The sequence below is a fragment of the Kibdelosporangium aridum genome (genome assembly GCF_900176515.1).
Lineage (GTDB): Bacteria > Actinomycetota > Actinomycetes > Mycobacteriales > Pseudonocardiaceae > Kibdelosporangium > Kibdelosporangium aridum.
In genome coordinates this window covers 181,619-203,159 of sequence record NZ_FWXV01000002.1, presented here as the reverse complement: position 1 = coordinate 203,159, position 21,541 = coordinate 181,619, and the positions used below count along the sequence as shown (strand labels likewise).

Here is a 21,541-nt window from a genome sequence, read left to right as displayed (position 1 = left end):
CGGCCAACTCCAGACTCGTCAGTAACTCCACCTGCTCCTGGCGACGATCTCCTCCGGACTGAGGACGGACAGCAGTTCGATTTCGTTCTTTCGGACACTTGTGATGGCGTCGACGAGTTCCGGTCCGAACGTGGTGATCAACGCCAGGTCGGCGGTGAAGGCCTCGACCGCGGCGGCCAGGTGGTTCGGCAGCGGAACGGAGTCCTCCAGCGCCGCCGGGTCCACGTCGACCGGTTCTGGCAACATTGCGCCTTCGGTGATCCCGGCGTTGCCGGCGACCAGGACTCCGGCGAGCGCCAAGTACGGGTTGGCCGAGCCGTCGAAGCACTTGATCTCGAGGTTCGGCGATCCGGCCGTGATGAACCGCAGCGCGGCCTCCCGGTTCTCCAGGCCCCAAGCCTGGAACGCGCCTGCCCAGTGCGACGGGATGAGCCGCTGGTAGCTGGGTACGGAAGGTGCGCCAATCGCCAGCAACGCGGGCAACCTCGACAGGATCCCCCCGATGAAGGACGTGGCTTCGGCGGTCAGCCCGAACGTGCCGTCCCCGCCGCCCATCAGGTTCTCGCCTTCACGCCACAGGCTCAGGTGCACGTGGCAGCCGTTGCCGACGCCGCCTGCCACGACTTTCGGCGCGAACGAGGCGCGCAGGCCGTGGTTGATGGTGACCGCGCGGATCGTCTCGCGGACGAGGACGAGGTGATCGGCGGCCGTCACGGGGTCCTGGTGCGCGACCGAGATCTCGAACTGGCCGGCCGCGTACTCCGGGTGGATCTGCTCGACGTGGACCCCTTGTGTGGCCAGCGCGCCCAGCACGTCGTGCAGGTAGCCGCCCAGCTCGGTCAACCTGGTCATGCCGTACGCCGGGCCGGAGCACGCCGGGACGAACTCGTCGCCTTCGCCCTTCGAGACACACCACTCGATCTCGAACGCGGCCCGCGCGCTCAAGCCCTGCTCGGCGAGCTGGCCGACCACGCGCACCAGCAGGCCGCGAGAATCACCCGGATGGACGTTGCCCTCCTGGTCGTACCGCACGCCGGGCGCCCACGCCCAGCCCGGCTGCGCCGCGAGCACCGTCAGCTTGCTGACGTCTGGCTTGAGCCGCAGGTCACCGACGGGACCGCCGGTGATGGAGTCGTCGAAGACGAACCGGTCGAAGCTCGGCGAGTTGCCGACGCCGTTGGCCACCGCGTTCGCCAGCATGCTGACCGGCACGGCCTTCACCCTGGTCACACCGGCGTTGTCGACGAAGGTGACGGCTACCGCGAGCACTCCTCGCGCGGTCAGGTTCGCGGAGTCCATCGGATCCCCTAACTCTCTAGTCTTGGTGTCAATGATCTCCTCGGTGAGCGGAGTGCGCGATGGCGGATTGGGCAAACCTTCAGCTGGTCGACCACCACTGCCACGGCCTCGTGCAGCGCGACCTCGATCAAGGCGAATTCGAGACTTTGCTGACCGAGGCGTCCACTTTGGGCGTCAGTGCGTTCGATTCCCGGGTCGGCCTGGCCATTCGCCGGTGGTGCGCGCCCGTTCTCGACCTGCCTGAGCACGCCCCGGCCGCCGACTACGTCGCCCGCCGGGGCGAATTGGGGTTCGCTGAGGTCGATGCCCGGTTCATGGCCGCTGCCGGACTGTCCGGCCTGTGTGTCGACACCGGTTACGTGCCCGAGCCGATCTCCTCGCCCGCGGATCTCGCGTCGTTGACCGGCGCAGCCGCGCACGAGATCGTCCGGCTGGAACAGGTGGCTGAAGAGCTGTACGGCCAGATCGACGCGATCGGCTTCGCGCACGCCTTCCAGTCCGCTTTGGAGCAACGGACCGAGCACGCCGTCGGGATGAAATCCATTGCCGCGTACCGGGTCGGGCTGGACCTTGATCCGGCTCGGCCGAGCGCGGACTCGGTGGCCGATGCTGTCTGGCGCTGGTTCTCCGGTGAGCGGCGGCTCGCCGACCCGGTGCTGCAACGGTTCCTGATCTGGTGTGCGGTCGACCGTGGCCTGCCGATCCAGTTCCACGTCGGCCTCGGAGACTCCGATGTGGACATGAAGTCCGGTAACCCCTTGCTGCTGATGCCTTTGCTGCGGGCCATCGAGCCCACTGGTGTCCCGGTCATGTTGCTGCACAACTATCCGTTCCATCGTGAAGCCGGGTACCTGGCGCAGGTGTTCAGCAACGTGTACGTGGATGTCGGCCTGGCGACGCACAATCTGGGCGACCGGTCGCGGGTGCTGATCGAGGAGACCCTGGAACTGGCACCTTTCGGGAAGTTCCTGTTCTCGTCGGACGCCTTTGGCTTGGCTGAGTTGTACTACTTGTCCGCACAGTTGTTCCGCCGAGGCATGGCATCGGTCCTTGACGCCGGCGTGTCCGAGGGATCGTGGAGCGCGGCCGACGCGGACCGGCTGGCTCTCCTCGCCGCTTCCGGCAACGCGACCCGGGTGTACCGGCTAGGCTGAAATCCATGTATACCGCCGAATTCTTCGCAGATCCGCACCCGGCATACGGGCGTATGCGCGAGGAAGCCGCGGTGCACGAAGTGCGGGACCCGAAAGGCCTGACGTATTGGCTGATCACCAGGTTCGCCGAGGGCAAAGCGGCGTTGGCGGATCCTCGGCTCGCCAAGGACCCGCGGCAGGCGTGGGACGCGTTGCGCGATGCCGGGATCGTCAGCGGTTCGCCCGCGGAAGCCACGTTCGACCTGCACACCACCGATCCGCCGGAGCACACTCGGCTCAGGGACGCGGTGGGCAAGGCGTTCACTCCAGGACGAGTCGAGGCGCTGCGTCCGCGCGTCCAGCAGATCGCCGATGATCTGGTGTCCGGTTTCGGTACTTCCGTCGATCTGATCGGTGACTACGCGTATCCGCTGTCGTTGACGGTGATCGCGGAGTTGCTGGGGATCCCCATTGCGGACCGCGAACAATTCCGGGTGTGGACCACTGCTGCGATGACCCCGCCGTACGTCACGCCGACCGGGCTGTCGCGTGCGGAAGGCGGGCGTCTGCTCCGGCAGTACGTCACGGACTTCGTCGCGGCCAAAGACGACGCCGACGACTTGGTCAGTGCACTGCTGCGGACATCGCTGACTCGGTCGGAAGTCGTCGCGTTGTCCCAGCAGTTGCTTTTCGCGGGACACGAACCGACGATGAACCTCATCGGCAACGGCATGGCTGCGTTGTTGCGCAACCCTTCTCAACTCGAGCTGGTTCGATCGGATCCGTCGCTGCTGCCGAGCACGATCGAGGAACTGATCCGGTTCGACGGCCCCACCGCGCGGGCGTCACCCCGCTATGCCACTGTGGACATCGAGATCGCGGGTACGGTGATTCCCGCTGGGAGCATCGTGATCGTCGGCATCGCCTCGGCCAACCGTGATCCACGCAGGTTCGCCGAGCCGGACGTCCTCGATGTCACCCGCCAGGCCAGTCATCTGGCCTTCGGGCACGGGATACACCGCTGCCTTGGTGTTCCGCTTGCCCGGCTGGTGGCCGGGATCGGCATCGGGACGTTGGTACTCAGGTTGTCTCTTGAGCTTGTTGGGCAGCTGGAGTGGCATCCGTTCCCGGTTTTCCGTGGCCTGAAGGCATTGCCGGTTTCGGCCACACCGCGTAGATGACCGCGGCGATCGCGAAGCCGACCAGGAACGTGATGTCGCCGATCCACGGCACAGCTTCGGGAACCGGTCCGACGTACCGGGACTGGTTGGCGAACAGTCCGATGGAGACGATCATGCCGGCGAGCATCGCGACCGGCCCGGCCCAGTTGCGGTAGGACGTGTCGCTGAGGGGGAGCTGCTGCTGGCCACGCCTGATGTGCATGTCCACCAGCGTGACACCGAGCCACGGCCCGACCCAGTACGCGATCACCAGGAGGAAACTCTCGTACGCGTGTCCCGCGTCGGAAAGTCCCAGCCAGGCAAGGATGAACCCGACGACACCGAACCCGGCGGCGACAACAGCACGGCGCCACGCCAACGGCAGCTTCACGCCGAGCGTCAGGAAGGCCAGCGCGGCGGAGTACACATTGAGCACGTTCGCCGCGACAGCACCGAGTGCGATGCACAGCAGCGTCAAAGCCGCGAGCCAGCCAGGCAGGTGGCTCGTGAACACGGTCGTCGGATTGTTTGAAGTGGACCCTCCGATGGTGACCGACGCGGCGCCGACGAGCATCAGCACGGTCGTTGCCAGGAACAATCCTGAGCCCGCCGACCAGCCGACCGCACGACGTGACGTGTTCGCTGGGAGGTATCGCGTGTAGTCGGCGGCGTAAGGATTCCAGCCTGCCGTGTAACCGAAGGCCGCGCTCGCCGCGAGCAAGAACCCACCCAGGTTGCCGCCTGTTGACTGGGTCGGCTGGGCCTTGGCGAAGATGACCACCGCGGTGATCGTGAAAACCACTGCGAGCACTGGGAACGCGTACCGCTCGAATGCCTGGACCAGGTTGTGCCCGAAGAACGCGATCAGGATCTGCAGGCCGACGACCAGGATCAGGCACAGCAGGACGGGCAGCCCGGTCAACGAGTTCAGCGCGAACGCCCCACTGACACTGTTGACCGCGAACCACCCGGCGCCCGCCATCACCGACATCAGCGTGGCGGGAAGGACGTTCCCCCAGTACCCGAACGCGGCCCGGCCAAGAACCATCTGCGGTACGCCGTGCACCGGGCCACGAGCGGACAGGACACCGTGCGCGATCGCGCCGAGGAGGTTGCCGAGGGTGAGCGCGGCTGCGGCCTGCCAGAAGCTCAGCCCGAACGCGGACACCGCGAGCACGCCGAGGAAGATCGTGGCGAACTCCAGGTTCGGCGATGTCCACGTCCAGAACAGCTGACGCGGGCGACCGTGCTTGTCGGCCGGTGCGACCGGTTCGATCCCACCGGGCTCGACTTTGACCAGCTTCTCGCCGTACGTCATGTGACGGTGATGGCGTCGAGCTTCTCCTTGAGGTAATCGGCAGCGATCACCTCGGGATACTCGGTCTTGCCGATCGGCGGGCCGAGTGAGGTGATCCGGGCGTCGTGATCGGTCTCGTAGAAGAAGATCAGCGAGACCAGGTCCTCGTCCGGCGCGCTGGCGTGCGGTGGAAGGACACGGTGCCGCGTCGAGCGCCACCGGTCGCCGGTCCACCGGGCCATCAGGTCACCGATGTTGATGGTGAGCGCATCGGGGTGGTAGGGCGCGTTCTCCCACCGACCGTCCTTTGTGAACACCTGCAATCCGCCGACCCCGGCTTCCCTGTCGAGCACGGTGACCGTGCCGAAGTCGGTGTGCGGGCCGATCCGGAACTGCCCGTCGTCCGGCTGACCGACCACGGTCATCGGCGGATACCAGTTGATGTTGAAGGTGTACGTCGGATGCCGGGTGTGCGCGACGAAGTGGTTCTCCGGAAGCCGGAGCGCGACCGCGAAGATGGTCAGCAACTCGTCGGAGAGCCTGCGCATCCTGGCCATGTACTCGACCGCGGTGGCTTCGAGGAACGGCACCTCGGCAGGCCACACGTTGGGCGCGAACCAGAAGTCGTCGATCTCCGGGACCCCGACGGCGGCGTCGGCGCCGACCGAATAGGACTCCTTGAGATCGGGGGGAGTCTCGGTGCCTTCGGCGTACGCGTTCGCCTCGACACCCGGCGGCAACCAGCCGCGCCCACCGACCGACACCGCGTACCGCTGCTTGGTCTCACCCGGCAGGCCGAAGAACCTGCGGGCTTGCCTGCGGGTGTCGTCTCTCAGTGATTTCGTCACGCCGTGCCCGGTGACCAGGAGAAATCCGGAGTCCTGCAGGGCGCGGTCGATCTGGTCGGCGACCTTCAGCCGGTCTTTGAGCGAGCCGTGGAACCACGGTTCAAGGTCGACAAGCGGGACAGTCATGAGCGTTCCTCCCCGATATCCTCGAACCACAAGTCGGGGTGTTCCTTGATGAACTCGGTCATCAGCTCGACGCAGTCCGGGTCGTCCACAATGGTCACCTGGACACCGTGCTCGGCAAGCCAGTCATGCCCGCCGGAGAACGTGGTCGCCTCGCCGATGACAACCCGGCTGATGTTGAACTGGCGAACCAAACCACTGCAGTACCAGCAGGGGGATAACGTGGTCACCATGATCGTGTCCCGGTAATGCGGTCTGCGACCCGCGTTGCGGAACGCCGCGGTCTCGGCGTGCATCGACGGGTCGTCATCCTGCACTCGCCGGTTGTGGCCGCTACCCAGCAGTTCGCCGTCCGGGCCGTAGAGGGCCGCGCCAATGGGGATCCCGCCGGCCGCCTTGCCACGCAGCGCCTCCTGCCGCGCCACGGCCAGCATCTGTTTCGCCTCGATCAACTCGCGGCTCGCGTGCATGGTCACACTGTCGTGCCTCAGCAGCGGACTGGCAAGAGGTTGACCCGTCCGCCGGGCACCCGGTAAAGATGTCGATCTTCGTGACTCTGCGTGTTCACGGCCAGCGTGAGCCGCAAGTCGATCTCGCAGGTCTGGCGTCCGCACGGCGGCCAGCGCCCCAACGGCCGCCCCACCAGGCCGTCCCGCGCAGATCAGGCCTCGAGGACCGCGGTCTGGGCGTCGACCACGGGCGGCAGGGTCGACCACGGGAAGTTGATCCACTTGTCGGTGTAGCGCCAGACGTAGTCGCATTTGACCGTTGAGTGCGGCTTTTCGTACACGACCGCGCACCGGACCTCGGCCACGTGGTCCTCGCAGAAGTCGCGGACCAGCTTGAGCGTCGCCCCGGTGTCGGCGACGTCGTCGGCGACCAGGACCTTGGCCCCGGCCAGGTCGACCACGTTGGGCACCGGCGGCAGCATCACCGGCAGGTCGAGGCGTTCGTTCACGCCCGTGTAGAACTCGACGTTCATCACGTGCAGGTTCTTGACGTTCAGCGCGTAACCCAGCGCTCCCGCCGCGAACAGGCCGCCGCGGGCGATGGACAGGATCAGGTCGGGGCGGTAGCCCTCGGCCGCGATCCGCTCGGCCAGCTCGCGCGTCGCTGTGCCGAAAAGCTCCCATGTGAGTATTTCGCGCTGCTCCGTCATGGTCGCTGAGCCTAGCTTGCTGACAGATCGTGCCTGGTCAAAGGGTAGTACTCGGCAGAAAATACCGACCGGTCTTTTTCTTCTTGCAAACCGGTCGGTTGGTTTTGTATGGTGAGCGCGCCAAGCGAGCACGGACGGAGAAGCTGATGGAGATCGGCGTTCTAGGACCACTGACAGTCAAGGCAGGCTCGGGCCAGGTGATGCCGACAGCCGCGAAGCCCCGCAAGGTGCTCGCGATGCTCGCCATCCACGCCGACAAGGTCGTGCCGATCGCCGAGCTGAACGAGGAGCTGTGGGGCGCTGCCATTCCGCGCAGTGCCAGCACGACGCTGCAGACGTACATCCTCAACCTGCGCACCATGATCGCGTCGGCCACCACCACGACGAGCGCGCAGGCCAAGCAGATCCTGGCGACAAGGCCGGGCGGGTACGCGTTGAACACCACGTCGGTGGACGTGCGGGAGTTCGAGCGCCTCACCGAGGCGGGGCATCGAGCTCATCAAGTGCGGGAGTACGAGCTCGCTGCGGACAATTTCCGGCAGGCGCTCGCGCTGTGGCGCGGACCGGCGCTTGTGGACGTCCATCTTGGACCGTTGCTGGAAGCGGAGGTTCAGCGCCTCACCGAAGCACGGTTGTGCGCGCTCGACAGGAGGATCGACGCCGACCTAAGGCTTGGTCGCCACCACGAACTGGTCGGTGAGCTGACCGGCCTTGTCGCCAAACACCGCACCCATGAAGGACTGCACGCACACCTGATGGTCGCGTTGTACCGCAGCGGACGCCGGGCGCAGGCGATGACCGTCTACCGGAAGATGCGGACGTCACTGATCGACGAGCTCGGGCTCGAGCCATCGCCGGGGCTGCGCAGGCTCCAGCAGGCGATCCTCAAGTCCGACGCCGGGTTGGGGGAGTCCCGGCTCGAACGTGTCGGGTGAGGTCACGACCCTTCCGGTTCGAACTTGCCGAGCCTGCGTGGCGGGACGAGCGACGGCAGCACGTACCGCCACATGTTGGCGACCCGCTCCGGCAGGTCCTTGCGGTCGGTCAGCACCTGCGAGGACATCTGCAGGCCGCTGAACGCGCCGACGACGAAGGTCGCGACATCGGCGGTGTCGACGTCCTTGCGGATGTCGCCGCGCTGCTGGGATTGGTCGAGCTGCTCACGGATCACAGTGATCCACTGCAGATACGGCTCCGGGCTCGGATCGGCGAACGTGCCCTGCTCGATCACCAACCGGATGCTTGCTCGGACGCGGACGTTCTCCTGGAGGTTGCGAGCCATGCTGTGGGTCAGGTCGATCACGGACTGCAGGCCGGGTTTGTCGCCGTCGTGCTGTGGCTGCCAGACGGCGAACTGCTCGTCGATGAGCGCGTGCGCGAGCTCTTCCTTCGACGCGAAGTGGAAGTACAGCGCGCCTTTGGTGACACCGGCCTCGGCGAGGATGTCGGTCAGGCTCGCGCCGACGAAGCCGCGCAGGTCGAACACCTTCGCGGCGGCGTCGAGAATCGTCGTCCGCGTCCGCTCCGCGCGCTCCTGCTTCGGCACTCGCCTGCCCCTTTCCCTGGTCTGCTCGCTTGCCGAGTCTACGTCCGACTATCGGGCTAAACAAACCGGGAAGTAGGTATTTTCTGACGAGCTAGAAAGAGCGCGGCCGATCCGGCCGCGCTCTTTCGTCGATCAGGCCGGGGTAAAAGGGATCACGATCTTCGACTGGCCGTCGTTGACCCGCAACGACGTGGCCACGTTGCCGATCGCGTTCCAGACTTCCAACCTGACGCAACCGTTGCTGAACGACTGCGGACTTCCACTCGAGGCTCGTTGACCAGCGCCTTGAGTGTAGGTCTCCCAGCCGTTGACCGGATCTGTAGCGAAGTAGTTGTACGTCTCGGTCCGGGTGTACGTCGAACCTGTTGGTGCGTACGAGATCCGTGCCTGGACTCCGGCGCCCACGCCTGTGCCGGCGTCAACACCAAGGCTGAACTGTGTCGTCTTGGACGAGTCGTAGGTACCGGTGAACCCGCACGCGGTGTACGTCACTGGGTTGTGCGGTGTGCCGTCCCAGTTCGCGCCGCCAGCCGAGGAAATCACCGCACTCGTGCCGCTTGTGCCTGCTGTGGTTGACAACGCGTTCGTGTTGACGAAGAACGTGCTGCTTCCCCCACCGGGCGGCGGGTCGGTCGGCGGAGGCGTGCCCGGACCGCTTCCACCTTGCCACGTAATGGCGCCGGTGGTTGCCGTTCGTCCGGGCTGGACGGTCAAGGAAACGCCGGTGGAGAAGTTGACCGTTATTTGAGCCGTACTCCGGTTGGATGCGACGTAAGTTCGAGCGCCATTCTTGGTGAACACCGCGTACAGCGGGGTGTTCGCGGTGACGCTGGTGTCCACTTGGCCCAGCGCGGCGAGGTTTCGCAGCCAGTGGAACGTGTGCGCCCGGCTCTCGCCTTCCTCCGGTGAGTAGCTTGTGGACCGCCATGCCTGCAGCGCCGCGTCCGGTTGGGACAGTGCCTGGAATTCCCAGATGATGTCTCGCCAGACAGTGGGCGCGGACGGCTTGACGGTCCGCATCTCCTGCAGGTTGCTGGTGATGTAACCCGGGTTGTAGCCCAGGTACAGCGAACCGCCGGTGATCGGCAGCATGTTGATGCCGTGGATCATCTCCGGCTCGGCGGAGAACCACGTCGCGTACGCGCCGCCGTTGCCCCACACCATTCCCACGGTGTTGTGCGGGAAAGCGGCCGGGAAGTTCGAGTTCGTGTTGTCGTGCCAGTACTCCGCGATCGCCGCGGCCTGGGTGACGTACTGGAAGATACCGGCGTCACGGATGGTCCTGTTGCCCGTGGCCTGACCGAACTGGATGAGCGCCGCGTCGAAGTTCATGCCCTCGGACGAGGACTCCTGGTTGTTGCCCGCGAAGAAGTTCGCGTGCCCGGACGCCCAGTCGTGCCCGGCGAAGATGTCGAAGTCCCGCAGGAACGGAAAACGCCGGTCGTTGCGGTCGTAGTTGTTGGCGTCACGGATGAGTACGTCGACCATGCCACCGTACTGGCTCGGCGAAGCCCATGTGGGATCGTACTTCGCCAGCGTCGCGGCGGCCGCGATGTAGTAGCCGTAGTGGAAGTGGTGGTCGTTGAGCTCCTGATCGGACCCGTACGACGCCGGGTAACCGATCAACGTGCCCCAGCTCGAGTTGTATCCGAAGACGCGCGCGGTCTTGCCTGGCGTGGCCGTGAACCAATCGGTCAGCCGGGACTTGATCGCGGACAGCATTTTGTCGCGGACGGCGGTGTTGCCGACGAGATCAGCGATTTCCGCCAGGCGTGCCGCGCGGCCGAGGCCTTTTCCGGTCCAGTACGTGTCATTTCCGAAGCCCGCGAACGGATCGCCCGCACCGGCTGCGTTCAGCTCATTGTTCAACGTGGTCAGATCGGCGCCCGTCATCCCAACCGCCGGTAGTTCCGGCAGAACACCGCGGTAGACCATGTTCGTCTGGAACGACGTTATGTTGGTCAAAACGCGCATCGAACCGCGCGGTGAGATGTACGTGTTCGCGATCGGTGTGCCACCCGCGAGGTTCTTCCACAGGTGGGGATACAGCGCGGCGACGGTGCTGGTCGTGCTGCCTTCCCTGGCCTGCGTGGTGAAGGCGTAGGTGGTGGTGAGCCTGCTCGTGGCCTCGTCGAACGTCCACGAGACGTTAGTTCCGGTGATGAACGAATAGGCGTACGGCGCGAACGCGTTGAGCAGGTTCGTACGCTCCGTGTTGCTCGATTGCGGAGTCGTTGGCAGCACTGCGATCGAGAAGTAGCCGCGCCCGGCCAGCGTGGAGCTGATCGTGGCGCCGGATACCGTCCAAGTGGCACCGGTCGGCGCGAACAGGGCGTAGTCGTGGCCGTTGATCGTCACGCCAAGGGTTTTGCCACTGTTGGACCAGACGGTCGGCGCGGACTGGAAGGCCAGCTGGGCGTCTGCGCCAGTGGCCTCCGCGTAGACGAAGGGAACCCCGTGGCCGATAGTGGTTTTGAGCGACCGTCCGGCGTTGGCCCACGATGCCTTGACTATCCAGTCGGACCAGCCATCCACCAATGCGGTCGCGGACAGGCCGGCGACGCCGATCGTGAAGTCGGTGGAGTGTTCGAAGTGGTACTCACCGACGCTGGTCGCCGACCCGGTGATCGTTGGCGTGGTCGGGTAATCGACGCCGAGCCCGCCGGTGGTCGCCTTCAGTGACAGCGGATGCGCCGACAGGTTGTCAGATCCAGCGCAATCGTTGCGCTTCCACAGCAGCGACGACCACCAATCGTTGGTCGGCACACCGCCCGCCGGAGCGTTGCCGGTGACGAAGGTCCGCGCGTTGCTGCCGATCGACCCGCATCCGGTCGGCCCGGCGCCAGGCAAGGTGTCGAGGTAACCGCCCGCGCCGACGGAAGTCGCATTGGCGGTGTTGTTGTGGCTGGTGAACAGGACAAAGCTGATAGCCAGTGCGAAGACCGTGACGGTCGCGGTCAGCGCCTGCCTCATTGCAGGGGGCATCGACTCTCCTGACGGAAGAGTTGCAGGGGTGCGGGAGAGCGCTCTCACGCACCTGTCATAGGACCCTGTTCAACGGCCACGTGTCAAGAGACAGCCCGACCCCGCCCCGTGTCCACCACACCAACCCGCCGTGTCCACCACACCAGCACCCCGAGTCCACCACTCCGGCACATCGAGTTGACCGTTCCGGCACATTGAGATGGCCGCAAACCGTTCTATGTCTGGTCAGCGTGCGATTTCGGGGTGCCGGAACGGGTATTTCATGGTGTTGGAAAGGTGGACACGCGGGTTAGCGGCTCGCTGTCAGTTCGTCGAAGGACGGGAAGTCTTCGGCGAGGCGGTTGCCCGTGAAGTTTCCGACCCAGCCGTCGTCGTCGTGGAAGAAGCGGATCGCCACGTAGTCCGGCCGCGTACCCATGTCGAACCAGTGCGTGGTGTTCGCGGGCACGCTCAACAGGTCGCCCGCCTCGCACAGAACCCCGTAAACCTTGCCGTTCACGTGCAGGTAGAACACGCCAGACCCACGCGCGAAGAACCTGTCCTCGTCGTCATCGTGAGTGTGCTCGGCCAGGAACTTCTGGCGTGCCTCCGCCGCCATGGAAGTCCACTCTGGAGTATCGGCGGGCGTCATGTGCAGGGCGTCCACGTACACGTAGCCCTCGGTCTCGACCACCTTGGCGACGTACGACTCGTAGGCCGCGAGAACCTCGTCGGAGGAGGGCTCCGCTGGCAAACCAGTGATCACGGGCCAGCGGTCGAAGCGAACTCCGAGCTGCTTGAGCTCGCCCTTGATCTCCTCCGCGTCCTCGGTGCGGACGAGCACCTGGGATGCGTCTGTGTCGGGCCATACCGTCAGCAGCGTCATGTCTCGATTATGAACCTCAGCAGCCATTCCAGGCACTCTGTGCGATGCCTGGCTTGATACAGGTCACTGCCCCAGACGTACAGGCCGTGCCGGGCGACGATCAAGGCGGGCGTATCGGCCCGATAACCCGACTCGAACGCGTCACCGAGGACCGTCATGTCCTGGCTGTTCTGGACGACCGGGATGCTCACCCAGTCGTCGGCCTTGCGCCCGAAGCCCTTCAACATTTCCAGGTTGCGCAGGTGCACTGCGTTCGGCCAGCGTTCGGCCGCCAGTACGGGTGCCAGAGCGTGGACATGCACCACGGCACCGGCGCCGGAGACCGAAGCGATCCGGCCGTGCAGACCGGCCTCCGCCGACGGAGTCGGCTGGTTCGGGCGGACCGGCGCGCCGGACGCGTCGATCTCCGCCACGTCCGACGCGGTCATTTCGCCTTTGTCCAGGCCGCTGGCTGTCACCGCGAGTCTGAGCGGATCCCTGCTCAGGACGACCGACAGGTTTCCCGACGTCCCGCGCATCCAGCCCATCGCGGCGTATCGGGCGCATTCCGCGGCCAGCAACGCACCGGCTTCGTGCAGTCTCACGGCAGGTCCACCGAGACTTCCGCGAAGGATTTCACGGCCAGGTGCGTGCCGAAGTCGGCGTCGGCGAAGGGCTCACCGGGCCGGGCGAGGCCGACGGTCTGCCAGCCGTCCGCCACGGCCGCGTCCAGTTCCGCCGGCACGTCGGAGAAGAACACGATCTCGGCCGAAGGCGCACCCAACGCCGAAGCGATCGCACGGTAGGACGGAGCCTCCCGCTTCGGGCCCGCGTTCACGGTGTCGAAGTGCGACGAGAACAGGGAAGTGATGTCACCCTCGGACGTACGGGAGAACGCCGCGACCTGACCGGCGACCGAACCGGACGAGAACACCGCGAGGTCCAGGCCTTTGTCGTGCCACGCGCGCAAGGCCGGGACGACGTCCGGGAACAACTCGGTGACCAGATCTCCTTCGGCGTAGCCACGTTGCCAGATCAGGCCCTGCAAAGTCTTCAGCGGCGCGATCTTCTGGTCCGCGTCCATCCAGCCGTGCAGCACCGCCACGATCTCGTCGACACCCGCGGAGTCAGGCAGACCGCCGAGAGACCGGATCTGGGCAACAGCATCGACGACAACGGGATCGGACGCGTGATCAGTGATCCATGGGCCGAGGCGGGGCCGCGCGTAGTCGTACAGCACGACGTGCACCTGGCTGGTCGGGGTCAAGGTGCCCTCGATGTCGACCACGACCCATCGGGCAGTCAGTGCGGTCACTGGTTCGGCTCTCCTTCGGCGTAGTACTCGGCAATCCGGTGCGGTTCGAACGGGCCGCGGTCGGTGACGATCGACGTGACGAACCGCGGTGGTGTCACGTCGAAAGCGGGGTAGAGGCCGCGCACCTTGTCACTCGCGGTGCGCATGCCGAGGGTGTGCAGGACGTCCTCGCCTGGGCGGTATTCCAGTGGGACGTCGTCGGCTGTCCGTGCGTCCTGGTCGGGCGCTTGCACCAGGGCGTAGAACGGCACGTTGAAGGCTGCCGCGGCCACCGCCAGCCCGAGCGTGCCGACCTTGTTGATCACGTGCCCGGCCATGGTGACCCGGTCAGCCGCGGTGACGAGGGCGTCGACCTCGCCGGACTGCAGTACCGCCGCGCCCATCCCGTCGGAGATCAACGTCGTGTCCACGCCCATCTCGGCGAGCGTTTCCGCGGTCAGCCGGGCGCCTTGCAGGTACGGCCGGGTCTCGGTGCAGAAGAACCGCAACCGCTTTCCGCTGCGCTGTGCCGCGTCGACCAGTTCGACCAAGTACAAATCCGCCCAGCAGTGCGTCAGCACGCCGCCTTCGGAAGGCAGCAGCGCTGCGGCCGCTGTGCCCAGGGTGCGGCTGCGGCTTCGGTACAACTCGTCGCCGGCCTTGGCCCCCGCCACCGCGGCTGAGACCAGCGACTCGCCGGAACCGGACACTGAGGACAGCACCGCGTGCACTGCTTTGCGCAAGTGGTTGTTCGTCGACCGCGCCCGGATCAACCGTGTTCCGGCTTGTTCCATGTAGGCGTACGCGGCGTGCGGGCGTAAGCCCGCCGCTTCGCGGGCGGCGAGCACCATTCCGTACAGCGCGGCGAAGTACGGGCCCGAGGACTGGGTGACCATGTCCTCAATGGCCTTGACGACTTCGCTGGAAGTACGGCACAGCACCCACTCCCGCGAGAACGGGAAGTTACGGCGGTCCAGGATCAGCACGCCATCGTCGGTGAGTCTGACGCTGTCCGCCAACGTCGGTGTCATCAGCTGTATCCCGTGAACGGCGGGTGCTCGCCCGTGAGGAAGTACGCGCCGACTTCGCGGGCTTTGTAGACGACCGGGTCGTGCAAGGTCAAAGTCCTTGCGTTGCGCCAGAAGCGGTCGTAGCCGAACTTGGTCGCGGTGGCGCGGGCGCCCATGAACTCGAAGATCTTCGACGTGGTCTCGTTGACCACGCGCGTGGCGAAGACCTTGGCGGACGAGACGGTCACCGCCGTACTGGCCCGCTGCTCGGCGGTCAGGTCGCTCCCGGCGGCGGCGGACTGCCGCAACGACTCTGAAGCCCGATCGGCCAATGTGCCCGCGGCTTCCAGAGAAGCGACGAGTTCGCCATATCCGGCAAGGATGTACGGATCAGCTGACGCCGCCTCCACACCGGACAGCAACCACGGCCTGGCCTGGCCGCGCGTGTACTCGGCGGCTTCGGCCAGCGCGCCCGCCGCGATGCCCACGTAGATCTGGGTCAGCGCGAGCTGGAAACCCAATGCCGCAAGGGAAAGCCGGATTGAGTCGGCGGGCTGTGCGCCGAGCACATCCTGGGCGTCGACGGCGACGTTCTCGAAGACGATGCCGCCGCTGGCGGTCAGCCGCTGGCCGGTGTTGTCCCAGTCGGACGGATACGAGATCCCGTCGGCCTTGGCGTCCACTGTGAACGTGATCTTCTCGTCGGTGTCCACTCGGGTCGCCGAGACGACCAGCCGGTCGGCCACCGATGCGCCGGTCGCGAAAGTCTTGCGGCCGTTGACGATGAAGCCGTCCGAAGTGGGCGTCAGCTCCAGCGCGGCGTCGAGCGGGTTGCTCACGCCCGACCAGAACCAGTCCCTGTCGGCCCGCATCCGCGCCGCGGCTGACGGGTTGTCGAACAGCTCGGCGCGCCAAAGGTGCAGGTAGTGGTACCCGATCAGATGCCCGATCGACGCGTCGGCCGCGGAGATGATCCTGGTCACCGCGTCGGCTGCCTCCTCGGCGGCCAGCAGGCCGGAGGAACGCAGCAGGTCGACCTCCGCGGTCGGTGGCCGGTTCGCCCGGTCCCGTTCGGCCGCGTCCGCCTTCAGCCGCGCGGCCACCTCCTCGGCCAAGCCGATCCAGTCCGTCATGGCCGAAACGGTACTGGGCATCTGCGCCTATGCCGTGCCCTGTCCACCTCGCGAAACCTGCGCGAAAAGAAAACTTGCGTGTCGCGCATCTTTCTGGCAGTCTCGGGTGGTGTCAGGGCTGAGAGAAAGCAAGAAGCGGGCCACACGCGAGGCGCTCAGCTGGGAGGCGTTGCGCCTCGCGGTCGAGCGTGGCATCGAGAACGTGCTGGTCGAGGACATCGCGACGGCCGCGGGCGTGTCGCCGCGGACCTTCAACAACTACTTCTCGAGCAAGTACGAGGCGATCGTCTGGCGTGAGCTGGACCGGATGGTGCGGATCGGGGACATCCTGCGGGAACGTCCGCGGGACGAACCGTTCTGGGAGTCGATCGAGCATGCCGTGCTTGCGATCTACGGCAATGACGACGAGACAACGCCGCCCGACAAGGCATGGACCGAGGGCGTACGGGAGCTGGTGAGCTCGCCGTTGCTGACGGCCGAGTACCTCAAAGCCGACGCGGCGATGACGCGCGCGCTGGCCGAGGCGATCGCTGAGCGCCTCGGCACGGACGTGGAGCAGGACATGTATCCACGCGTGATCGCAGGTGCGGTCGGCGCGGCATGCAGCACCGCGCAGCAACAGTGGATGAACGCCGATCCCTTGGTGCCGTTGGGCCCGCTGATCCGGCAGGCGCTGGGTTACCTGAAACGAGGAGGAGAACCATGATCGCGATCGCTGGGGGCGGGCCGAACGGCCTGATGCTCGGCTGCGAGCTGGCGCTGGCCGGGGTACGTCCGGTCGTGCTGGAGAGACTGCCCGAACGAAGCCAGGAACCCAAGGCCAACGGCATGGTCGGCCAAGTGGTCCGGCTGCTGCACCGCCGCGGCTTGCTGCCGCGCCTGGGCAGCGAGACTCCATTCCGGACACCGGGCTTCATGTTCGGCATGCTGCCGCTGGATCTGAGCGCACTCGACGACAACCCGTTGACGATTCTGCCTGTGCCGCAACGGCGGCTTGAGCAGGTGCTGGAGGAGCGGGCGCTCGAGCTCGGGGTGGAGATCCGGCGCGGACACGAGGTCGTCGCGTTCACTTCGGACGAGTCCGGAGTGGACATCGAGGTCCGTGGCCCGCAAGGGGAGTACCGGCTGAGTGCGGACTTCCTTGTCGGCGCGGACGGTGGCCACAGCACGGTCCGCAAGCTCGCCGGGATCGACTTCCCCGGTGTGTCCACGGAGAAAGGTGTGGTCCGGGTGGCGCATGTGACGCTGCCCGAACTCGTCGACGGACAACTCGACGTGCCCGGCTTCGGCCGGATTCCGCCAGGCGTGCACACCCGCACCGAGCACGGCGTGTTCTTCCACATCGAGCTGGAGCAGGGCAAACCGATGGTGGTGACCGTTGAATGGGATCCAGCGGACGACACTGCGATGACCATCGACGAACTGCGGCAGAGCGTTCACCGGGTGCTCGGCGCGGACGTGCCGATCGGGGAGCCGAGCGGGGACGGCCCGCACCTGCTGCGCCGGACATCCGGCGGCAATACCCGGATAGCTGAGAAGTACCGCGACGGCCGGGTGTTCCTGATCGGCGACGCGGCACACGTGCATTCCGCGATGGGCGGCCCTGGCCTGAACCTCGGCCTGCAGGACGCGGCCAACCTCGCTTGGAAACTGGCCGCGCACGTCAACGGCTGGGCGCCGGACGGATTGCTTGATACCTATGAAGCCGAACGGCGTCCAGCCGCCGAACGGGTTGTCCTGCACACCCAGGCGCAGTCCGCGCTGACTGGTCCTGGGCCGGAGGTCACCGCGTTGCGTGCGTTCTTCACCGAGCTGATGGCCAAGGTGGACGTTGCCGCGCACATCGCGGAAACCATGGCGGGGTCGGACATTCGCTATCCGACGGGGACGAACCACTCGCTGGCCGGAAGGTTCGTACCGGATGCGGTGCCCATCGAGCAGTTGCGGGACGCGCGGCCGGTACTGGTGGATTTCGCCCGAAACCCCGCACTCAAGGACATTGCGGCGGAGTGGAACGACCGCGTCGACGTAGTCGAAGTTGAATCGCCGTATGCGCATGCGGACGTGCTCCTCGTCCGGTCGGACGGCTATGTCGTGTGGGCGGGCGACGGTGTCCTGAGTGGACTGCGTGAGGAATTGGCTACGTGGTTCGGTGTTCCGCAAATGCTGACCACCGCTTCGTAGCGCACACGCTCGAATGCGGACCGTGGTCGAGTAGCAGGGTCGTTACGGTATCGAGATCGGGTACGCGTCATGTTTCACCGTGCTACGCCGAACAGGCCAATGTGGACTACGTGGAATAGGCCAGTTGTCTGATTGTCTATACCGCTTCGCGGGGATGTGCTCTGGTGGCAGTTCTTTGCCACGATCCCCATGAAGGGTTTGGCTGTGACATCACGATCTCCACTTCCCCGATTCACGTGGGGCAGATGCGCTGGGTTGGCGGTGCTCGCGTTCAGCACCGCCACGCTCGGCCTTGCGGTGCCCGCGGCAGCGCTCGCCGCGCAACCACCCGCACCGGAACAGCCGGTGCCCGCCAACGAGAAGACGCTTGACTCCCGGGACCGCGCCTTGGTCGCCGAGGCGGAGAAGGCGGGCAAGCAGTCCGTCACAGTCCTCGTCGCCGCCGAGAAGGGGCGTGCCGACGCGGCCGCCAACGAGCTGCGGTCGATCGGTGCGAACGTCAAGTCCGTCGAGAAGGACGTCGATTACCTCAAGGTGACGTTGCCACCGGGCAAGGCACGCCAGGCCGCCAAGCTCGACGCCGTGCGCGCGATCGACGTGGACGGCCTGATCGCCAGGGACGAGCCGGGCACCGGCACCGACGGGATGACCAACCCCATCCCGCAGCCCGCGCCGGGGCCGAACACCCCACGGGACAACCCGTACCTGCCGACCGGCGACACCAAGGCCGCCCAGTTCGGCCAGGTGTTCCCGTTCTGGGACGGCAAGGGCGTGCTCGTCGCGGTCCTGGACAGCGGTGTCGACCTCGACCACCCGGCACTGGCCAAGACCAGCTCGGGCGAGCGCAAGATCGTCGACTGGTACAACGCCAACTCCCCGGACTCCGGTGACAGCACCTGGGTCGCGATGTCCCAGCAGACCTTCACCGGCACGTTCACCGCGGCGGGCCGCACCTGGACCGCACCCGCGACGGGCGGCCCGTACAGCATCGGTGTGTTCAACGAGAACGCCGGTGTGAACGACTTCGCCAACGCGGCCAGCGAGATCGGCGGTGACGTCAACCGTGACGGTGACAAGGCGGACCGCTTCGGCGTGCTGCAGGACGTCGCGACCAAGCAGGTCCGCGTCGACCTCAACGGCAACGGCAACTTCACCGACGACACCGCGCTGATCGACTACAAGGTCAAGCAGGACGTCGGCCACTTCGGCACCGACAACCCGGCCACCCCGGGTGTCCGCGAGTCGGTTCCGTTCGTCGTGCAGACGGACAAGTCGGTCTACGGCACCGAGGACACCCCGTTCGTCGGCCTCGGCATCGCCGCTGCCGCGCACGGCTCGCACGTCGCCGGTATCACCTCCGGCAACGCGATCCTGGACGGCAAGATGGCCGGTGCCGCGCCTGGCGCGAAGCTGATGGCCATCAAGGCCTGCCTGTCGACGCCGTCGTGCACCGACAGCGGTCTGACCGACGGTGTGCTTTACGCGGCCCGCAACGGCGCCGACGTCGTGAACATCTCCATCGGTGGCCTGCCGCCGCTCAACGACGGCAACAGTGCCCGCGCGCAGATCTACAACCGGGTCATCGCGCAGTTCAACATCCAGCTGTTCATCTCCTCTGGCAACAGCGGTTCCGGGGCCAACACCGTCGGCGACCCGTCGGTGGCCACGGACGCGGTGAGCGTCGGCTCGTACGTCACCCGCGAGACCTGGCTGCGTAACTACGGTTCGGAGACGGCCAAGAAGGAAGGCCTGCACCCGTACTCGTCGCGCGGCCCGCGTGAGGACGGCGGTTTCAAGCCGAACATCATCGCGCCCGGCTCGGCGATCTCGTCGATCCCGTTGTGGCAGGCCGCTCAGCCGCTGCCCGGCACGTTCACCCTGCCGAACGGCTACGCGCACTTCAACGGCACGTCGATGGCCGCCCCGCAGGCGACCGGTGCCGCAGCGCTGCTGGTGAGCGCCTACAAGGCGACGCACGGCGGCAAGCGCCCGAGCATGGTCGCGCTGCGCAACGCGATCTACTCGTCAGCTCGCTTCATCGACGGCGTTGGCGCGTACGAACAGGGCAACGGCCTGTTCGACGTGTTCGGCGCGTTCTTCCACCTCGCGGCCAACCCGAACCCGGACGCCGTGAGCAGCTCGGTCGAGGTGAACACGGTCCTGGAGGGCTTCCTGCCAAAGCCGGGCGTCGGTGTCGGCATCCACGACCGTGAGGGCGTGGTGCAGGGCAAGCAGTACACCCGCACCTACACCTTCACCCGGACATCCGGCAGCGACCGCACGGTTCCGTACCGTCTCAAGTGGATCGGCAACGACGGCACGTTCTCCTCGCCGGACAAGGTGAACCTGCCGCTGAACAAGCCGGTCACGTTCGACGTGAAGGTCAACCCGCGCAACACAGGCGTGCACTCGGCGGTGTTGGAGCTGGACAACCCGTTCACCTCCGGCACGGACACGCAGTTGCTGAACACCGTGTTCGTGGCGCAGCAGTTCGACGCGGGCAACAAGTTCACCGTCTCGCACAGCGGCAAGATCGACCGCAACCAGACCAAGAACTTCTGGGTCAACGTGCCGCAGGGCACCACCGGCCTGAAGATCGACCTGGCTGGCGGCGGCGAGGCGGCGGGTGCCGGTCAGGTCCGGTTCATCCGGGTCGACCCGCGCGGCATCCCGATCGACGTGACGTCGACGACCAACTGCTACAACCCGAACGCCGGCGCGGGTTGCTCGACCGGTTCGCCGACGACCCGTACGGTCAACAACCCGATGCCGGGTGTCTGGGAGTTCTATGTGGAGGCTCGGCGGACGTCGGACACCGCCTCGGCTCCGTTCTCGGTCACCGCGACCGCGATCACCACGAAGATCAGCCCGAACCCGGACGTCGTCGAGTCGCTGCAGGCCGGCGTTCCGTTGGCCCGCAACTACACGGTGACCAACTCCGCCGCGGCGTTCAACGGCCGCCTCGTCGGCGGCCCGCTGAGCAGCGCGCTGCAGGAGCGTCCGAACATCGCGCACCTGGCTCAGCAGCAGCGGCAGATCAACGTGCTGCCTGGCTCGACCTCGCTGCGGGTGGCGATCGGCAACACCAGTGACATTGGCGCGGACCTCGACCTGTTCCTGTTCAACTGCACCACCGGCACCTGTGTGCTGACGGCGCAGAGCGCGGACGCGGACTCCGAGGAATCGGTCAGCGTCCCCAACCCGGCGGCTGGTGTGTGGATCTCGTTGGTGGACGGCTTCGCGGTTCCCGCGGGAACCACGGACTTCGACTACCAGGACGTGTTCTCCTCGCCGCAGCTGGGCACGTTGGCCATCAACGATACTGACGCCCAGCGGCTCACCGGGGCCACGTGGAACGCGTCCGGCACGGTGACCGCCGCATCGGTGCCGCCCGCGGGACGCAAGCTGCGTGGCGAGCTGACCGTCCGGACCAGTGACGGCGGAATCGTCGGCAACGGCACGATTCAGATCAACGCGGTCACGTAGTAACAATTGACAACACTCAGGGGCGGCCGGTCGTTCGACT

18 protein-coding genes are annotated in these 21,541 nt (G+C 66.3%); 6 read left to right on the top strand and 12 right to left on the bottom strand.

Features of this window, described 5'->3' with window-relative positions:
- Positions 1-18: 18 nt before the first annotated feature.
- Positions 19-1,299, bottom strand: a complete 1,281-nt coding sequence (locus B9C43_RS10395) for a glutamine synthetase family protein (protein WP_084425813.1) — start codon at positions 1,297-1,299, stop codon at positions 19-21.
- A gap of 59 nt (positions 1,300-1,358) precedes the next feature.
- On the opposite strand from B9C43_RS10395, the gene B9C43_RS10390 reads away from it, so the two are divergent.
- On the top strand, positions 1,359-2,453 hold the full coding sequence (locus B9C43_RS10390) for an amidohydrolase family protein (RefSeq protein WP_084425812.1): 1,095 nt from the start codon (positions 1,359-1,361) through the stop codon (positions 2,451-2,453).
- 5 nt (positions 2,454-2,458) lie between these two features.
- Positions 2,459-3,613, top strand: a complete 1,155-nt coding sequence (locus tag B9C43_RS10385) for a cytochrome P450 family protein (RefSeq protein WP_084425811.1) — start codon at positions 2,459-2,461, stop codon at positions 3,611-3,613.
- Here the strand turns inward: B9C43_RS10385 and B9C43_RS10380 are convergent.
- The 4 genes from B9C43_RS10380 to B9C43_RS10365 all read right to left on the bottom strand — a co-directional run bounded on the left by B9C43_RS10380 (position 3,513) and on the right by B9C43_RS10365 (position 7,019).
- The gene (locus tag B9C43_RS10380; protein WP_084425810.1) at positions 3,513-4,910 is read right to left on the bottom strand and encodes a purine-cytosine permease family protein; all 1,398 of its coding nucleotides are present in this window, start codon (positions 4,908-4,910) and stop codon (positions 3,513-3,515) included. The two genes, B9C43_RS10385 and B9C43_RS10380, sit on opposite strands and share 101 nt — an antisense overlap.
- Positions 4,907-5,863 carry an isopenicillin N synthase family dioxygenase gene (locus tag B9C43_RS10375; RefSeq protein WP_033382047.1) on the bottom strand — a complete coding sequence of 319 codons (957 nt, stop codon included), beginning with the start codon at positions 5,861-5,863 and terminating at the stop codon, positions 4,907-4,909. The genes B9C43_RS10380 and B9C43_RS10375 overlap by 4 nt, the downstream gene beginning before the upstream one ends.
- Positions 5,860-6,330, bottom strand: a complete 471-nt coding sequence (locus B9C43_RS10370) for a nucleoside deaminase (protein ID WP_033382059.1) — start codon at positions 6,328-6,330, stop codon at positions 5,860-5,862. Before B9C43_RS10370 ends, B9C43_RS10375 begins: the two co-directional genes overlap by 4 nt.
- Before the next feature lie 191 nt (positions 6,331-6,521).
- Entirely contained in the window at positions 6,522-7,019 is a 498-nt protein-coding gene (locus B9C43_RS10365; protein ID WP_033382048.1) for a phosphoribosyltransferase, read from the bottom strand.
- A gap of 146 nt (positions 7,020-7,165) precedes the next feature.
- Between B9C43_RS10365 and B9C43_RS10360 the strand changes: the two genes are divergently transcribed.
- A complete protein-coding gene (locus tag B9C43_RS10360; RefSeq protein ID WP_033382049.1) occupies positions 7,166-7,954 on the top strand; it encodes an AfsR/SARP family transcriptional regulator in 789 nt (262 codons plus the stop codon).
- 2 nt (positions 7,955-7,956) lie between these two features.
- Here the strand turns inward: B9C43_RS10360 and B9C43_RS10355 are convergent, their stop codons facing one another.
- The 7 genes from B9C43_RS10355 to B9C43_RS10325 form a co-directional block, all read right to left on the bottom strand.
- Positions 7,957-8,565 carry a ScbR family autoregulator-binding transcription factor gene (locus B9C43_RS10355; RefSeq protein WP_084425809.1) on the bottom strand — a complete coding sequence of 203 codons (609 nt, stop codon included), beginning with the start codon at positions 8,563-8,565 and terminating at the stop codon, positions 7,957-7,959.
- A 132-nt stretch (positions 8,566-8,697) separates the two neighbouring features.
- Positions 8,698-11,550, bottom strand: a complete 2,853-nt coding sequence (locus tag B9C43_RS10350) for a glycosyl hydrolase (RefSeq protein ID WP_084425808.1) — start codon at positions 11,548-11,550, stop codon at positions 8,698-8,700.
- A 289-nt stretch (positions 11,551-11,839) separates the two neighbouring features.
- Positions 11,840-12,415, bottom strand: a complete 576-nt coding sequence (locus B9C43_RS10345) for a 1,2-dihydroxy-3-keto-5-methylthiopentene dioxygenase (protein WP_084425807.1) — start codon at positions 12,413-12,415, stop codon at positions 11,840-11,842.
- A complete protein-coding gene (gene mtnB, locus B9C43_RS10340; RefSeq protein ID WP_084425806.1) occupies positions 12,412-12,999 on the bottom strand; it encodes a methylthioribulose 1-phosphate dehydratase in 588 nt (195 codons plus the stop codon). Before mtnB ends, B9C43_RS10345 begins: the two co-directional genes overlap by 4 nt.
- Positions 12,996-13,709, bottom strand: coding sequence for an acireductone synthase (gene mtnC / locus B9C43_RS10335; RefSeq protein WP_084425805.1), 714 nt, complete (start codon positions 13,707-13,709; stop codon positions 12,996-12,998). The genes mtnB and mtnC overlap by 4 nt, the downstream gene beginning before the upstream one ends.
- Positions 13,706-14,719 (bottom strand): s-methyl-5-thioribose-1-phosphate isomerase, encoded by a 1,014-nt coding sequence (locus B9C43_RS10330; protein ID WP_084425804.1) that lies wholly within the window; start codon positions 14,717-14,719, stop codon positions 13,706-13,708. Before B9C43_RS10330 ends, mtnC begins: the two co-directional genes overlap by 4 nt.
- A complete protein-coding gene (locus tag B9C43_RS10325) occupies positions 14,719-15,831 on the bottom strand; it encodes an acyl-CoA dehydrogenase family protein (RefSeq protein WP_084425803.1) in 1,113 nt (370 codons plus the stop codon). The genes B9C43_RS10330 and B9C43_RS10325 overlap by 1 nt, the downstream gene beginning before the upstream one ends.
- A 109-nt stretch (positions 15,832-15,940) precedes the next feature.
- On the opposite strand from B9C43_RS10325, the gene B9C43_RS10320 reads away from it, so the two are divergent.
- The 3 genes from B9C43_RS10320 (at position 15,941) to B9C43_RS10310 (ending at position 21,501) form a co-directional block, all read left to right on the top strand.
- Positions 15,941-16,537, top strand: a complete 597-nt coding sequence (locus B9C43_RS10320; protein WP_033382061.1) for an acyl-CoA-like ligand-binding transcription factor — start codon at positions 15,941-15,943, stop codon at positions 16,535-16,537.
- On the top strand, positions 16,534-18,015 hold the full coding sequence (locus tag B9C43_RS10315; protein WP_084425801.1) for an FAD-dependent monooxygenase: 1,482 nt from the start codon (positions 16,534-16,536) through the stop codon (positions 18,013-18,015). The genes B9C43_RS10320 and B9C43_RS10315 overlap by 4 nt, the downstream gene beginning before the upstream one ends.
- Positions 18,016-18,219: 204 nt before the next feature.
- Positions 18,220-21,501, top strand: coding sequence for a S8 family serine peptidase (locus B9C43_RS10310; RefSeq protein WP_235038549.1), 3,282 nt, complete (start codon positions 18,220-18,222; stop codon positions 21,499-21,501).
- Positions 21,502-21,541 lie beyond the last annotated feature (40 nt).

What these genes read in the sequence shown, in the direction of transcription:
- B9C43_RS10395 (WP_084425813.1), bottom strand. Translation starts at nt 1,299, where the DNA reads ATGGACTCCGCGAACCTGACCGCGCGAGGAGTGCTCGCGGTAGCCGTC.
- B9C43_RS10390 (WP_084425812.1), top strand. Translation starts at nt 1,359, where the DNA reads ATGGCGGATTGGGCAAACCTTCAGCTGGTCGACCACCACTGCCACGGC.
- B9C43_RS10385 (WP_084425811.1), top strand. Translation starts at nt 2,459, where the DNA reads ATGTATACCGCCGAATTCTTCGCAGATCCGCACCCGGCATACGGGCGT.
- B9C43_RS10380 (WP_084425810.1), bottom strand. Translation starts at nt 4,910, where the DNA reads ATGACGTACGGCGAGAAGCTGGTCAAAGTCGAGCCCGGTGGGATCGAA.
- B9C43_RS10375 (WP_033382047.1), bottom strand. Translation starts at nt 5,863, where the DNA reads ATGACTGTCCCGCTTGTCGACCTTGAACCGTGGTTCCACGGCTCGCTC.
- B9C43_RS10370 (WP_033382059.1), bottom strand. Translation starts at nt 6,330, where the DNA reads ATGCACGCGAGCCGCGAGTTGATCGAGGCGAAACAGATGCTGGCCGTG.
- B9C43_RS10365 (WP_033382048.1), bottom strand. Translation starts at nt 7,019, where the DNA reads ATGACGGAGCAGCGCGAAATACTCACATGGGAGCTTTTCGGCACAGCG.
- B9C43_RS10360 (WP_033382049.1), top strand. Translation starts at nt 7,166, where the DNA reads ATGGAGATCGGCGTTCTAGGACCACTGACAGTCAAGGCAGGCTCGGGC.
- B9C43_RS10350 (WP_084425808.1), bottom strand. Translation starts at nt 11,550, where the DNA reads ATGCCCCCTGCAATGAGGCAGGCGCTGACCGCGACCGTCACGGTCTTC.
- B9C43_RS10345 (WP_084425807.1), bottom strand. Translation starts at nt 12,415, where the DNA reads ATGACGCTGCTGACGGTATGGCCCGACACAGACGCATCCCAGGTGCTC.
- B9C43_RS10330 (WP_084425804.1), bottom strand. Translation starts at nt 14,719, where the DNA reads ATGACACCGACGTTGGCGGACAGCGTCAGACTCACCGACGATGGCGTG.
- B9C43_RS10325 (WP_084425803.1), bottom strand. Translation starts at nt 15,831, where the DNA reads ATGACGGACTGGATCGGCTTGGCCGAGGAGGTGGCCGCGCGGCTGAAG.
- B9C43_RS10315 (WP_084425801.1), top strand. Translation starts at nt 16,534, where the DNA reads ATGATCGCGATCGCTGGGGGCGGGCCGAACGGCCTGATGCTCGGCTGC.